The following is a 13,612-nucleotide window of genomic DNA, read 5'->3' on the forward strand; positions in this document are numbered from 1 at the left end:
CGCCAATGACTGGCTACGCTCGGGCCATGACCACTCATCGGAATCACGGTACGGACCGGGCCGTCGTCGACTTCTACTTCGACCCCGCCTGCCCGTTCGCCTGGATCACCTCCCGCTGGATGCTGGAGGTGGAGCAGCAGCGCGACATCGAGCTCCGCTTCCACGTCATGAGCCTCCACCTGCACAACACCGGCAATGAACTGCCCGACTGGTACCGGGAACTGGTCGACAAGTCGATCGGTCCGGTACGGGTCGCGGTCGCCGCGGCGGCCGAGCGCGGCGACCGCGTGCTCCGGGACCTCTACACCGCCTTCGGCACCCGCATCCACCAGCAGAAGAACGAGGACTTCGACGAGGTGATCGCCGAATCCCTCGCCGAGCTGGGCCTGCCCGCCGCGCTCGCCGGCGCCGCGCACGCGGAGACCTACGACGACGCGCTGCGGCGCAGTCATGACGCGGGCAAGGACCCGGAGGCGGACGGCTATGTCGGCACGCCGACGATCCATGTCGACGGCACGGTGTGGTTCGGCCCGGTGCTGCGTGCCGCCCCGCGCGGCGAGGAGGCGGGCAGGCTCTTCGACAGCTTCCGGGTGCTGGCCGGCTACCCGGAATTCTTCGAGCTCAAGCGCACCCGCACCGGCAGCCTCGACGTCGGCTGAGCGCCCGCACCCCTTCGGGACCGCAGGTGCTCCTCATGGTGCTCCGGACGCGGAGCCCGCCTACCCGTACCTGATCGCGTTCGGCAGTCGGCAAGCGAGGGCTTGTCGCAATTGATCCGATGACTCCTGTGAAAGTGAGGGCTCCGAGCGGGTATTTCTGCAAACTTCGTTGACCGTGCTGCGTCAACCCTCCTACCTTTCTCGTGCTGACGAGACAGATTTCATGGGAGGGAAGATGCTCGCACCCCGAAGAGCCGCGCTTGTCGCGGCTCTCTCCGCTGTCCTGGCGCTCGGCGTCCCCGGCAGCGTGACCGCAGCCGGAGCCACCGACCCGGCCGACGTGCACTCCGCAGATGTCTATGTGTCCCCCACAGGTGACGACCGCGCGCAGGGCACGGCCCCTCACCCCGTCAGGACCCTTCAGCGCGCCCGCGACCTGGCACGTACGAGGGCCGCGCGTCACGACGGCGACCTCACGGTTCACCTCGCCTCCGGTACGTACCGGACGCAGAAGCCGCTCGTCCTCGACGCCCGGGACTCCGGCCGGGACGGCCACCGGATCGTCTGGCAGGGGACCGGATCCACGGTCATCAGCGGCGGCCGCAAGGTCGAAGGCTGGAAGCCGGTCCACGGACGCCCCGGTCTCTACTCGGCACCCGCACCCCGGGGTCTCACCGACACACGGCAGTTGTACGTCGACGGAGTGCGCGCCCAGCGCGCACGCGGCGAAGTGCCCGTCGGGCTGACGGTCACGCCCACCGGATACACCGCGTCCGCGGACACCATCGCGCACTGGCGCCACCCGTCCGATGCCGAACTCGTCTACTCCAGCGGTGAAGAGCTCTGGAACGTCGAACGCAACGGCCTCGGCCAGTGGACCGAACCGCGCTGCCGGATCTCCGAGGCCGAGGGCACCACCCTCACCATGGTCCAGCCGTGCTGGGACAACTCCAACAGGCGTGTGGAGTTTCCCGACATCCCGGGCCGGTCCGTCTCCATGGTCGGCCCCGGCCATCTCACCAATGGCGGCAAGGCTTCGTACATCGAGAACGCCTACGAACTCCTGGACCAGCCGGGCGAGTGGTACCTCGACCGCTCGGCCCGCACCGTCTACTACCTGCCGCGCAAGGGTGAGGACATCCGTCGCGCGGACGTCGAGGCGGCCTCGGCCGAGAAGCTCGTCGAAGGCCGTGGCACCGCCGCGGCCCCCGTCCACGACGTCGCCTTCCGCGGGCTCCAGTTCAGCTATGCCACCTGGCTGACCCCCTCGGGGTCCGAGGGCTTCTCCGAGATCCAGGCCGGCTACACGATCACCGGACCCACCGGCTGGGCCACTCAGGGCCTGTGCGGGTTTGTCGAGGGCGGCACCTGCCCGTTCGCCTCCTGGACCAAGATGCCGGGCAACGTCTCCCTCACGTACGGGCAGCGCATCGAGTTCAGCGACAGCGTCTTCACGCATCTCGGCGCCGCCGGACTCGAACTCGGCACCGGTACGACCGACACGCAGGTCACGGGCAGCGTTTTCACCGACATCTCGGGCAACGGCCTGGAGATCGGCGGCGTGGACGGCGGAACCCCCGCCGCCCACATAGAGGTGACGAACAATCATCTCTACGGGCTGCCCCGCGAATACCACGGAGCGGTTGGCATCCTGAGCGGCTACACCCAGCACAACACCATCGCGCACAACCAGCTCGACCATCTCGGCTACAGCGCGATATCCATGGGCTGGGGAGGCTGGCCCGACAAGATCGGATCGCCCGCGACACCCAACCCCAGCCATGACAACGCCGTGAGCGACAACCTCATCTTCGACTACATGCAGATGTTCGACGACGGCGGTGGCATCTACACCCAGGGCATCACCGGCACATCACTGGCAGACGGCGAGAAGGTCACCGGCAATGTCATCCACGACCAGTGGGGCCTCGGCAAGAACGTCTACACCGACAACGGCTGCACCTACGAGACCGTCGAGGGCAATGTGCTGTACGGCGCCTCGTACGCCAATGTCGCCAGCCGCCACACCGACTACCGCGACGGTCTGGGCAACAACGACCCGACGCTCATCAAGGACAACTGGTGGGAGGAGGGCACGAGCGACGGCGACAACAAGGGTCTGGTGACCACCGGCAACCGCATCATGACCTCCCTCGCCGACGTTCCCGCACAGATCGTCGAGAACGCCGGCCTCGAGCCCGCGTACGAGGGGATTCTCGAGCGCGGCACCGGGGCGCTCTCCGTACCCGAGGCGCCGTCCCGGGTCGGCACCAGCACGGCGGGGGCGGACGCCCTGTACGTCACCTTCAACCCCAGCTTCGCGGAAGGCGGTTCACCGGTGACCGGCTACACCGCGCACGCCCTGCGGCCGGACGGGACCGAGGCCGCGGCAGCGACCGTCCCGGCCGCCGACTACAAGCGGCTGGCCTACATCCGTATCGGTGGGCTCCCCGAGGACGGCGGCCCCTTCACCGTCACTGTCACCGCGGCCAACGCGCAGGGCTCCAGTGCCCCGTCCCTCCCCTCGGCCGCACTCCGGCCGACCGCGGCCACGGTGCTGTCCGACGCACCTTCCGCGCCAAAGCTGCGCACCGCGGCCACCGCAGCGACGGTTGCCTGGACCCCGCCCAAGAACATGGGTGACGCCAAGGTGATCGGTTACCGGTTGACGGTCTCCGACGGCCGGACCATCGAGGTCAACGGGCGGGACGCCCTGGTCGGCCAGCCCTCGGCCAAGGGGATGTTCCGGGTGATCGGCGGGCTGACCCCCGGCACCGCGTACACGGTCACCGTCGCCGCTGTCACCGCGGCGGGCGCCGGACCGGCGGTCACGGTCAAGGCGACGACCAAGGCCGGGTAGACCGAAACGGCCGGGCGCCGCGCATCCCGCGCCGCGCCCGGCCGGAGCCGGCCGGACGTGTGGCCCGCGCCGGTGTCAGGCGGTGAGCGCCGCCACGCGCGGCACACACGCCTCGTCGTAGCGGCGCAGCAGCAGCCGCGCCAACTCCCGCGAAGGACCGAGCACGTCGGCCAGTACATCCGCCCCCGCCTCCCGGGCGCCCGCGGCGATACGGTCGGGGAGGCGGCCGGGCGCGATGACGTACGGGGCCACGGCAACACGACGGACACCGGACGCCCGCAGGGACCGCACCGCGTCCTCGGCGGGGGGATGGCCCCCAGGAGATGCAGCGGAGGCGAACGCAGGCCGCACGGCGCACCAACCGGTGTGCCGCAGCTCCCGCGCGATTTCAGCGATCACTGCGATCGCCTCCGGGTCTGTGGAGCCCGCCGAGGCCAGGACGAGCCCGGTCGAGCTTCGGTCGCCGGGGGAGACCCCGGCTTCGTACAGCCGCCGTTCCAGGGCGGAGTTCAGCAGCGGCGAAGGGCCGAGCACCTCCGCCTGCCGGATCCGCAGCCGCGGCAGCCGGGTCTGTGCCTCGTTCAGCACGGCGGGGATGTCGGTCTTGGCGTGGAAGGCCCGGGTCAGCAGCAGCGGAAGGGCCACCACCTCGCCGGCGCCTTCCGTGGCCAGCCGCTCCAGCACCCGCGGCACGGACGGGGCGTTGAACTCCAGGAAGCCGGTCTCCACGCGCAGTCCGGGGCGCAGCGCCCGGACCCGCACGGTGAGCGCGTGCACGGTCGCCGCGTGCCGCGGATCGCGGCTGCCGTGGGCGAGGACGAGAAGAACGGGGGAAGCCATGACGGTACTCGGTTCCTGGATCGGTTCCTGGGTCGGTGTCGTGGGTCAGCGACTGACGAGGAGGCCGCGGCTGCGCAGCACCCACCGCTCCAGCGGGCTGAAGATCAGCAGGTCGATGGCGATGCCGACGATCAGGATCAGGAAGATGGCGAGGAACACCATCGACATGCTGCTGGTCTCGCGGCCCTGCTCCAGCAACTGCCCCAGGCCCACGCCCAGATCGGGCGACGAGGCGATGATCTCGGCGGCCATCAGTGAGCGCCAGGAGAACGCCCAGCCCTGCTTCAGACCCGCCAGATAGCCGGGCAGCGAGGCGGGCAGCACGATGTGCCAGGTGCCGCGCAGCCCGGTGGCGCCCAGCGTCTGCCCGGCCCGCAGGTGCAGCGGCGGGATCTGGTCGACACCGGCGACGAGACCGTTGGCGATCGACGGGACGGCGCCCAGCAGGATCACCGCGTACATCATCTTGTCGTCGAGCCCCAGCCAGATCACCGCGGGCGGCACCCACGCCACCGACGGCAGCGACTGGAGACCGGAGAGCACCGGGCCGATTGCCGCGCGCACCACCTTCACGCGCGCCACCAGCAGCCCGAGCGGGGTACCGATGACGAGCGCCAGCAGAAAGCCGAGCAGGCCGCGCGAGACGCTCGTCCAGATGTAGTCGAGCAGGGTGCCCTGCGCCCAGGCGTTGGTCACCTCGTCCCAGACCTGGGACGGCGACGGCAGCTTGTAGTCGTCGGTGACCTTCGCCCAGATGAGGATCTGCCAGACGATGAGCACCAGCGCGACAGCCACGACCGGCGGCAGGACCTTCTGCACCAGCACCTGGCGTACCGGAGTCCGGTTCACCCGCACCGCGTCGAGCGCGTCGAGCCCCGCCTCCAGCCCGGCCAGGTCCTGGGCGGCGTCCTTGACGGTGCCGGACGCGGCGGTGCTGTCCTTGGCGGTGGTGTCAGTGCTGGCCATGTCGGCGGATCTCCCCACGCAGTTGTTCGGTGATCTCGACGGACAGCTCCGCCACCGTGGTGTCCTCGATGCGGCGCGGCTGGTCGATGCCGACCGTCCACTCCCGGGCGATCCGGCCCGGCCGCGACGACAGCAGGACGACCCGCTCGGCGAGCCGGACCGCCTCCCGCACGTTGTGCGTGACGAAGAGGACCGAGACGTTCGTCTCGCGCCAGATCCGGGTCAGCTCGTCGTGCAGCACATCCCGGGTGATGGCGTCGAGAGCTGCGAACGGTTCGTCCATCAGCAGCAGTTGACTGTCCTGGGCGAGCGCGCGGGCCATCGCCACCCGCTGACGCATGCCGCCCGAGAGTTCGTGCACCCGCTTCCCGTAAGCCCCGCCGAGCCGTACGAGTTCGAGCAGCCGCTCCGCCTCCGTGCGGCGGTCGGACTTGGGTACGCCGCGCAGCCGCAGCGCGAGTTCGATGTTCTTGCCCGCGGTCAGCCACGGGAAGAGGGCGTGCTCCTGGAACATCAGGGCCGGCCGCCCGCCGGGGGTCTCGATGGACCCCGCGGTCGGGCGGTCGAGTCCGGCCACCAGGTTGAGCAGTGTCGATTTACCGCACCCGGAAGCTCCCAGAAGGGTGACGAACTCGCCGGGGGCGACATCGAGCGTGATGTCGTCCAGGACGAGCTGCTGTCCCTCCGGTCCGCTGAAGGACTTCGAGACGTGGTCGATACGGGCGGCGTGCCCGACCGCCGTACGGTCCTCGGCCTTGGTGAGCGTGGTCGTCGCCATGGTCGTCACCTCCTGGGAGATCCTGGAACGGTCGGGTGGCTTAGCCCGACCGGCAAATGGGGGGCGGCGTCGCGGGGCTGGGCACGCACATCTGCCGCGTTGTCGTCAATCACCATGGCTCCGCCATGTCTCAATCCTCCGCCTTGCAGCTGCACGCACCCAGCCTCCATTTGCCGGTCGGTCTAAACTGTTCAGTCTCTTGAGGAGCCACTCCGTGCCCGAGCTGCCTGAGGTCGAAGTCGTACGGCGCGGTCTCGATCGCTGGGTCACCGGCCGTACGGTCGGTGAGGTCGAGGTCCTGCACCCGCGCGCGGTCCGCCGCCATCTCGCGGGTTCCACGGACTTCGCGGCCCGGCTCAGCGGCAGCCGCTTCGGTACGGCCATGCGCCGCGGCAAGTACCTGTGGGTTCCGCTGGACGACGACTCCTCCTCGCTCCTCGGCCACCTCGGCATGAGCGGTCAGCTGCTCGTACAGCCGCAGGACACCCCCGACGAGAAGCATCTGCGGATCCGGATCCGCTTCGACGACGCCCTCGGCACCGAGCTGCGCTTCGTCGACCAGCGGACCTTCGGCGGGCTCTCCGTCCACGAGAACACCCCGGACGGGCTGCCCGACACCATCGCGCACATCGCCCGCGACCCCCTGGACCCCGCCTTCGACGACGCGGCGTTCCACACCGCTCTGCGTCTGCGCCGTACGACGGTCAAGCGCGCCCTGCTCGACCAGTCGCTGATCAGCGGCGTCGGCAACATCTACGCGGACGAGGCGCTCTGGCGCACCAGGCTGCACTACGACCGGCCCACCGCGACCCTGACCCGGCCCAGGTCGGCCGAGCTGCTCGGCCATGTCCGCGACGTGATGAACGCGGCGCTCGCGCAGGGCGGCACCAGCTTCGACAGCCTCTACGTCAATGTGAACGGCGAGTCGGGCTACTTCGACCGGTCGCTCGACGCGTACGGGCGCGAGGACGAGCCCTGCCACCGCTGCGGTACGGCGATGCGCCGCCGCCCGTGGATGAACCGCTCCAGCTACTACTGCCCGAGGTGCCAGCGGCCGCCGCGGGCCAACACGCCTAGAGCGTGACCTCGCGCGCCTCGTCGTAACGGCTGCGGGCGTCGAGGATCTCGGGCATCCGGCCCTCGACGAGCTGGATCAGCCCGAGCAGAGGGCCGGCGACCTCGCGTCCCAGCGGGGTCAGCTCGTAGTCGACGCGCGGCGGATTGGTGGGCTGCGCCTCCCGGAGGACGAGGCCGTCCCGCTCCAGTGCGTGAAGCGTCTGGGAGAGCATCTTCTCGCTCACCCCGTCGACCCTGCGGCGCAGCTCGTTGAAGCGGGCGCCCGTCTCGTACAGCGCGGTCAGCGTCAGGCTGCCCCAACGCCCGGTGACGTGCTCCAGCGTGCCGCGCGAGGGGCACTGCCGGGAGAACACGTCGAAGGGCAGGCTGTCGGCGCAGTCCCGCGGGGCCGTCTCGTCCATGAGAAACAGCTTACGCCCGCACAGTGCTCTCTTTTGGAGTGCGCTGTGCGGGCGTAAGTGATGAGGCAGAAGTGCCGCCCATGCGGTCCGGAAGGCATCCCGGAGGGCCCGGAAATCTCAGAAACCGAAGAAGTGACACGGCGAATCCCCAACCTGCGGTCACGAAATCGATCAACGCTTTGACCTGCTGCTCAGCTGTCGGCAGTTGTCAGCGTTGGTCATCGTTGAGCGCCCTTCCACGGCCCCGAGACGGCCCCGGGAGGGCGCTCCGTGGTGCGATGACAGAAGAGTCACGGGCCCCTGGCCGCCAGACTCGGCGGACTCGTAGTCTCCAGGCCATGGAATGGACAGCGTTAGTCGCCACAGTGGTGGGTGCGGTTATCGGGGTGGGCAGCACGCTCGCCACAGACCGAGTGCGTTGGCGACGGGACACAGGCGAGCGTGACAGAGAGACCCTGCGCACGGTGTCTGCCCAGTTCCTGGAGGCCCTGACTGAGGCGCGCGACGCCATAAGCGATGCCAGTCGATCGGGGCACCTACCAGTGGATGAACGGACCCAGCTTGCTCGCGCCAGCATCCTGGCCCACGGCGTGCACTCGAAGCAGTATCAACTGGAGCTACTGGCCACACCGGAGGTGGCCCAGTCCGCCAGGGATGCCGCCTACCAACTGCTCCTATACCGGGACGCGGTGGTCGCCGGACATCTGCGTGACGATCCTGAGTGCACACAGGTACGGCGCGCCTTCCGGGAGGCCCGCCAGAAGCTCATGGCTGCCATGCGGTCTTCACTGGCTCGCCCCTGAGAGCCTTCGACCGCAGTTTCCCCCTCTACCTGGCACACGTGTGGCTCCTTCAGCCTGAGGTCGCCGACACGTGTGCTCGGCCAACTTGCCTCAACCCACCACTTACCCCAGCTCCCATCCCGTCCGCCTTCGACCCACACACCGTGGAGCGGGCGTGGTTCAGGGCGTCAAGGTGGAGCGCGCCACTGTACGAACGACCTTGAGCCCTGGGCCGCGACTGCTCGGCTCTGCCTGGGTCGAAGGTGGTCGGGATGGGAGCCCACTACGCTCGCCACGCTCCGGCCGGCACTCGCGAACGGCGCCCCGTCCATCCCGGAGTCTGAGCGCCCCCGCCGGAGGCATGTCGTGAAGCCGCGGGCTTGGTTCTCGTCTCATGCCTTCCGGGCCTATCCATCGTGGGCGCGCGGCGGCGGCGGCAGCGCCGAGCGGGCCGAAGGCAGGAGCGCGGGCGCAGCCAGAGCCGGGAAGCGCGCCCGGCGAAGCGGAGCGCAGCCGGGTGCTTGATGAGGTAGAGAAACCTGTAACAGCTCTAGGCACTGTCCTGGCGATCTTCGACGTCAGTGGGCTTTCGGTAAGGCCAGGACCTGACACCCCAGGTCGGCGAACGACGGGGAAGGCCGCCAATGCGGGTCGAATACGACGCCTCTGCAAATATGGCGTACATCTACCTTGTCGACGGGATCGCCCCAGGAGAGGCCGTCCGGCAGGTACCTGCCGAGGACGACACGGCGATACTCGACTACGACTCACACGGACGACTTCTGGGCATCGAACTGTTCAGCGCCAGACGCCGGTTGCACCCGGAGCTGCTGGGCAGCGCCGAGAGAATCGACCGTAACCGCGTCCGCCGAGCGCGTGATTCGTTGAGAGGGCTACCAGGAGTAGGGGCGATCTGACGGATGTCCAGTGGGAGCGGCTTGAGCCGCTTCTGCCGGTGAGCTGCCACCTACACAGCCTGTCGGCCACGTGCTGTCCGGCATAGCACCCGGACGGCACGTCATCACAACAGGGCGAACGTTGCCAGATGCGGCACTAGCTAGGGCGTGTATCGAAAGTAGATCTTGACCGCGCGATGATCTCGGCAAGTGCCGCCGATGTCGCCGACCCGTCAGCAGCCGGGTCCTCCACTGCCAAAAGCCCCACCGTTGTCATCCTTGTGTGCGTCCCTTGGCGAAGAGGGCCGGTTGATCTCATATGGGCTGAGACCTTCCCCGAAATCATCTGCATCCCTCAAGTTTTCGCCGCTTCGGGAGGAACGCTGGGCCCGTGGTCCCTGCTGTCGTGCTCGAGACCGACGGCGCGTGTCCCACCAGACGAGGCCAAGCAGAACAGCGACTACGACCACTGCTATGCCGAGGGGGAAAATCCAGCGCACAGCCGAAGCGGCCACTGTGATGTCACTGATGGGCACCTGGCTCACAAGGTGGCTCATCTGGCCCACGTCCTTCCTGAGGGGATTCCACCGCTCACAAAGCGAGGCAGAGGCTTCCGCTCATTGGAGAGAGAGCCCGCGATGGCCGGAGCCGTGGGAAACTCCAATCCCGCCGCCCTTGGCGGGATCAATCTCGCGGGGCCCGCCTGAACTGGACGTCTGGCAAGGCTCAAGCTCCCTGATAAGTCTACGGCGCGGAGCCGTACGGGGGCCGCTCCGCGCCCGCCCGGACGGAGCCTCACGGTGACACACGCCCCTAGCTAGTGCGAGTGAGTGTGGTCAGGTGATCCAGGTACTCGCGGCCTGCCGTCTCCGTCGCGTAGTCGCGATTGATGATGGCTGCAAGCTCACGGCTGACCATGAGCAGAGAAGGCAGAGACTGGCGGTCACCTTTTAGCGCCCACTTGCCGTAGTTCACGGCCTGGTCCAAGTTGCCTTGCCGGGCCGCGACCACGCCGAGAGTGATCCGTGCCTCCGCCATGCGCATGGGTGAGCACTCGGAGCCGTCGAAGTCCGTGCCCGCCCGGATCACCTCGCGGGCGAGGTTCTCGGCGAAGCGGTCCTCTCTCAGCAGGCGTTAACAGTCCATGGCGTAGAAGTCGAACTTCGCCGGGTCCACCACAAAGTGGTGATCAAGGTTCTCGGGGTACGGCATTCCTTCGATTGGCTGTCGAGGATGTCGACTTCCTCGACAGCATCGTGCACGTGGTGCGGCAAGTGAAGCTGCTCCGCAACCGCCCTGTGTTCGCTCCGCCCAAGGGCGGCAAGGAGCGGGACGTTCCTCTGCCCGAGTCCATTGCCTTCGCGTTGGCCGGCCACCTGCACACGGTTTCCCGCGGCCGAGGTGACGTTGCCCTGGAAGACAGTGAACGGTCCACCAGTCACGGCGTCGCTCACCTTCCGGAGTCCTGAGGGCCTCTCCCTGAACCGCAACCGGTTCAACGATCGCCAGTGGCGTCCGGCTCCACGTGCTGCTGGTGTGGTCGATCGTGTCCCCTGTCGTGGTGTAGGGGATCAAGGTGGTGAGCCTGGGTCGGTGCGCCCTGCATGTGCTTCCGCTGCTCCGGTTCGTGCCCCCTGAACAGGCAACGGCCATCGTGCAACGCTCCGGGAAAACGGCTAAATCCAACCCGGGGAGTGCACGATGGCCTTGTCCCAGTCTGACCTGTTGCGGCTGCTGGAGTCACTACGTGCGGCGGATGGAGTCGAGACAATCCGTGCGGTGTGCGAGCGCATTCTGCAGGAACTGATCGAGGCGGAGGCCACCGCCCGGATCGGCGCCGAGTGGAACGAGCACACCGAGTCCCGCACCACCTGGCGCAATGGGCACCGCGACAGGTTGCTGGCCACCCAGGGCAGAGAACAGCTGCCCGCCGCTACACCACACCAGGGGACATGACCGTGTGGTCACCGGGCGGGACAACGGAATGCATGCGCTGCGGCATTTTTACGCGTCCGTACTCCTGGACGCGGGCGAGAGCATCAAGGCTCTCAGTGAATACCTCGGCCACCATGACCCCGGCTTCACGCTGCGGACCTACACGCATCTGATGCCGTCGAGCGAGACCCGTACGCGGGCCGCCGTAGACACAGTTTGGGCCGCCTCGGTTGCCGATATCGGCCCCGAGACGGCCCAAGAAAGCTGACAGGTCGCTGACCTGTGAAAATCTCAGAAACCGAAGTCCTGGGTCCACCAGGGGCCGCCGGAGCCGAAGTGCACTCCCACGCCGAGGCGCTTGTAGTCACAGTTGAGAATGTTTGCGCGGTGGCCTTCGCTGTTCATCCAGGAGTCCATCACCGCCTGTGCGTCCGCCTGGCCGCGGGCGATGTTCTCGCCGCCGAGCCCCGTCACACCGGCCTTCGACGCGCGGTCCCAGGGGGTCCGGCCGTCGGGGTCGGTGTGGTCGAAGAAGCCGCGGGCCGCCATGTCGTCACTGAAGTTCTGGGCGAGCGAGGTGAGCGGGGCACTGGCCGTGACCGGGCTGCAGCCGACCTTTGCGCGCTCCTGGTTGACCAGCGCGAGCACGGCGGCCTGGGCGGAGGTGTCGCCGGCCGGGGTCGTGGCCCTGCGCGCCGGAGCGGCGGCAGATGTCGTCGGCGCCGCCGAGGCCGTGGCGGACGGCGCGGAACCGGTCGTCCCGGCCGCCGCGGGCGCCTTCGTCCTCTCCGTCTGCTCGGCCGTCTTCGAAGGGGAGGCGGACGGCGTGGCCGAGGTGCTGGGGGAGCCCGACCGTTCGGACTTCCGGGGCTCCGGGGAACGCTCGGTGCTGCGGCCGGCCTCGGCCGGCGCGATACCGCGGTCGGCCGGAGCGGTGGTGGAGCCGCCCTGCGTCAGCAGGTCCGGCGCTCCCTGGGAGCGGATCTGGTCGGCGGCCGCGCCACCGGTCACGTGGTACGTGCCGCCGCCGGGCAACAGACCAGAAGCCACGGCCACGGCTCCGACGGCCATCGCAGCGGAGACGCCGATCAGTCCCGTACGCCCGGGCATGCCGGACCGCATCCTGCGGTGCGCGCGGGCTTTCGCGGCCGCGGACGTGTCAGCGGCCGAACCTGCCACGGGACCTGCGGCGGAGCGTCGATGGCGTCCCATCTGCTGTCCCCTTCTGACGGTCTGGACGCCAGAATCGGCGTCAATACGCCTCACCCGATCGAGTGAGGCTCTGGTTTCGACGGGACTGTACGCCATGGCTCAACGGGGCGAAGTGACCCTTGAGTAATTGGCCGGTTAGCGTTCGGCCATGAACGAAGATGTACGACTCACCGCCTGGGTGCGCGGCCGAGTACAGCAAGTAGGGTTCCGCTGGTTCACCAGGGCAAATGCTTTGGAGATCGGTGGTCTCACCGGATTCGCCCTCAATCTCGACGACGGTCGAGTGCAGGTTGTCGCCGAGGGGCAACATGAGAATTGCCACCGCCTGCTGGAGTGGCTGCGTTCCGACGACACACCCGGACGCGTGGATGGAGTCACTGAGATCTGGGGCACCCCGCGCGGCGGTTACGAGGGGTTTGCGATCCGCTGATCCCGTTCCGAATGAGGTCCGAATTCGGGGTCGTGTTCGGACCGTGTTCGACAGGCGGCGAGGGGTGACGAGAAGGGCCGCTCATCTGCGTACACATGAAATGACCTGCGGAAGGACCGGACAGTTGCCAAGATTCGGTTGCCGTGCCAGGCTGCGGCAGTAAGGATGATCTCCACGCCCCCCAGGGCCCCGCAGGAGAGTCGCGCCGCGTGATCGTCAAGCCGCGCGCCCCCGGGTCACCCGCGTCTACGGGGTGTGATCGTGTTGACCGTCAAACTTTTTGGTGAGACGCTGAAAACCCCGCGCACCTTAGCTGTTTGGCAGAGTTCTTTGGCAGCAGAACCGCAGTGATGACAGAGCACTGCCGAGCACCGCGGGTGCGATTCCCTCACGACCCACACCGCATCGGTCGGTCACTCAGTGTGGAGGACCATCCATCATGGCAAAGGCGCTTCTCGGTTACGTCGGCGGTTCCGACCCGCGACTCCTCGCCGAGATGCGACGGCTCCAGCAACGCGTCCAGGACCTGGAATCCGAGCTCGTACGGATCCAGGACGAGAACGACGCGCTCAACGCCGCCGCCCAGCACCAAGAGTCGCTGCTCGACAGCATCGACATCGACGTACCTCAGGCGGAGCCGGCGCTGACCTGACCGAGGGCCCACAGGGGCCGGTCGGGCTGCTTGTGTCAGCCGTCTGAGTTCATCACCGGATCGTCACCGGAATCGTCACCGGATCATTGAAGATCATCACTGTGATCTGTCGCCTTCTTGATCC

Annotated in this window: 14 protein-coding genes and 2 pseudogenes; 10 read left to right on the forward strand and 6 right to left on the reverse strand. The window is 68.2% G+C overall.

From position 1 onward, the window contains the following. The first annotated feature begins 26 nt into the window (after positions 1-26). Entirely contained in the window at positions 27-659 is a 633-nt protein-coding gene (locus ACWD6R_RS14290; RefSeq protein WP_451818949.1) for a DsbA family protein, read from the forward strand. Between the two features lie 235 nt (positions 660-894). Then, positions 895-3,519, forward strand: coding sequence for a right-handed parallel beta-helix repeat-containing protein (locus tag ACWD6R_RS14295; protein WP_451818950.1), 2,625 nt, complete (start codon positions 895-897; stop codon positions 3,517-3,519). 75 nt (positions 3,520-3,594) lie between these two features. Here the strand turns inward: ACWD6R_RS14295 and ACWD6R_RS14300 are convergent, their stop codons facing one another. The 3 genes from ACWD6R_RS14300 to ACWD6R_RS14310 are packed head-to-tail and all read right to left on the reverse strand — an operon-like array spanning position 3,595 to position 6,103. Continuing rightward, positions 3,595-4,359: a sirohydrochlorin chelatase gene (locus ACWD6R_RS14300; protein ID WP_451818951.1), complete on the reverse strand. Its 765-nt coding sequence runs from the start codon at positions 4,357-4,359 to the stop codon at positions 3,595-3,597. A 45-nt stretch (positions 4,360-4,404) separates the two neighbouring features. Beyond that, positions 4,405-5,325, reverse strand: coding sequence for an ABC transporter permease (locus ACWD6R_RS14305; protein ID WP_451818952.1), 921 nt, complete (start codon positions 5,323-5,325; stop codon positions 4,405-4,407). Next, complete coding sequence (locus ACWD6R_RS14310; protein ID WP_451818953.1) at positions 5,312-6,103, reverse strand: ABC transporter ATP-binding protein; 792 nt, start codon at positions 6,101-6,103, stop codon at positions 5,312-5,314. Before ACWD6R_RS14310 ends, ACWD6R_RS14305 begins: the two co-directional genes overlap by 14 nt. A gap of 214 nt (positions 6,104-6,317) precedes the next feature. Between ACWD6R_RS14310 and mutM the strand changes: the two genes are divergently transcribed. Next, positions 6,318-7,187, forward strand: a complete 870-nt coding sequence (gene mutM / locus ACWD6R_RS14315; RefSeq protein WP_451818954.1) for a bifunctional DNA-formamidopyrimidine glycosylase/DNA-(apurinic or apyrimidinic site) lyase — start codon at positions 6,318-6,320, stop codon at positions 7,185-7,187. On the opposite strand, the gene ACWD6R_RS14320 is transcribed toward mutM, so the two are convergent. Continuing rightward, positions 7,177-7,581: a winged helix-turn-helix transcriptional regulator gene (locus ACWD6R_RS14320; RefSeq protein ID WP_451818955.1), complete on the reverse strand. Its 405-nt coding sequence runs from the start codon at positions 7,579-7,581 to the stop codon at positions 7,177-7,179. The two genes, mutM and ACWD6R_RS14320, sit on opposite strands and share 11 nt — an antisense overlap. Positions 7,582-8,171: 590 nt before the next feature. Here ACWD6R_RS14320 and ACWD6R_RS14325 point away from each other — a divergent pair. Both ACWD6R_RS14325 and ACWD6R_RS14330 read left to right on the forward strand, forming a co-directional pair. Further along, positions 8,172-8,384 carry a hypothetical protein gene (locus tag ACWD6R_RS14325; protein WP_451818956.1) on the forward strand — a complete coding sequence of 71 codons (213 nt, stop codon included), beginning with the start codon at positions 8,172-8,174 and terminating at the stop codon, positions 8,382-8,384. 653 nt (positions 8,385-9,037) lie between these two features. Continuing rightward, positions 9,038-9,280 carry a DUF2283 domain-containing protein gene (locus tag ACWD6R_RS14330; RefSeq protein ID WP_451819002.1) on the forward strand — a complete coding sequence of 81 codons (243 nt, stop codon included), beginning with the start codon at positions 9,038-9,040 and terminating at the stop codon, positions 9,278-9,280. Positions 9,281-10,072: 792 nt separating this feature from the next. Here ACWD6R_RS14330 and ACWD6R_RS14335 read toward each other — a convergent pair. Next, positions 10,073-10,303 (reverse strand): hypothetical protein, encoded by a 231-nt coding sequence (locus tag ACWD6R_RS14335; protein ID WP_451818957.1) that lies wholly within the window; start codon positions 10,301-10,303, stop codon positions 10,073-10,075. Between the two features lie 176 nt (positions 10,304-10,479). Here ACWD6R_RS14335 and ACWD6R_RS14340 point away from each other — a divergent pair, with 176 nt between their 5' ends. The 3 genes and pseudogenes from ACWD6R_RS14340 to ACWD6R_RS14350 form a co-directional block, all read left to right on the forward strand. Then, positions 10,480-10,728, forward strand: a complete 249-nt coding sequence (locus ACWD6R_RS14340; RefSeq protein WP_451818958.1) for a hypothetical protein — start codon at positions 10,480-10,482, stop codon at positions 10,726-10,728. Between the two features lie 232 nt (positions 10,729-10,960). Further along, a pseudogene (locus tag ACWD6R_RS14345) lies at positions 10,961-11,170 on the forward strand (transposase); the annotation flags it as partial. 61 nt (positions 11,171-11,231) lie between these two features. Then, positions 11,232-11,462: pseudogene (locus tag ACWD6R_RS14350) on the forward strand (tyrosine-type recombinase/integrase); the annotation flags it as partial. A gap of 23 nt (positions 11,463-11,485) precedes the next feature. Here the strand turns inward: ACWD6R_RS14350 and ACWD6R_RS14355 are convergent. After that, positions 11,486-12,406, reverse strand: coding sequence for a CAP domain-containing protein (locus ACWD6R_RS14355; protein ID WP_451818959.1), 921 nt, complete (start codon positions 12,404-12,406; stop codon positions 11,486-11,488). Between the two features lie 148 nt (positions 12,407-12,554). Between ACWD6R_RS14355 and ACWD6R_RS14360 the strand changes: the two genes are divergently transcribed. Together ACWD6R_RS14360 and ACWD6R_RS14365 are read left to right on the forward strand one after the other, a co-directional pair. Further along, on the forward strand, positions 12,555-12,836 hold the full coding sequence (locus tag ACWD6R_RS14360; protein ID WP_451818960.1) for an acylphosphatase: 282 nt from the start codon (positions 12,555-12,557) through the stop codon (positions 12,834-12,836). A 439-nt stretch (positions 12,837-13,275) separates the two neighbouring features. Continuing rightward, entirely contained in the window at positions 13,276-13,488 is a 213-nt protein-coding gene (locus tag ACWD6R_RS14365; RefSeq protein ID WP_018551753.1) for a hypothetical protein, read from the forward strand. Positions 13,489-13,612: the final 124 nt, after the last annotated feature.

The sequence above is a fragment of the Streptomyces sp. NPDC005151 genome, assembly GCF_053599875.1.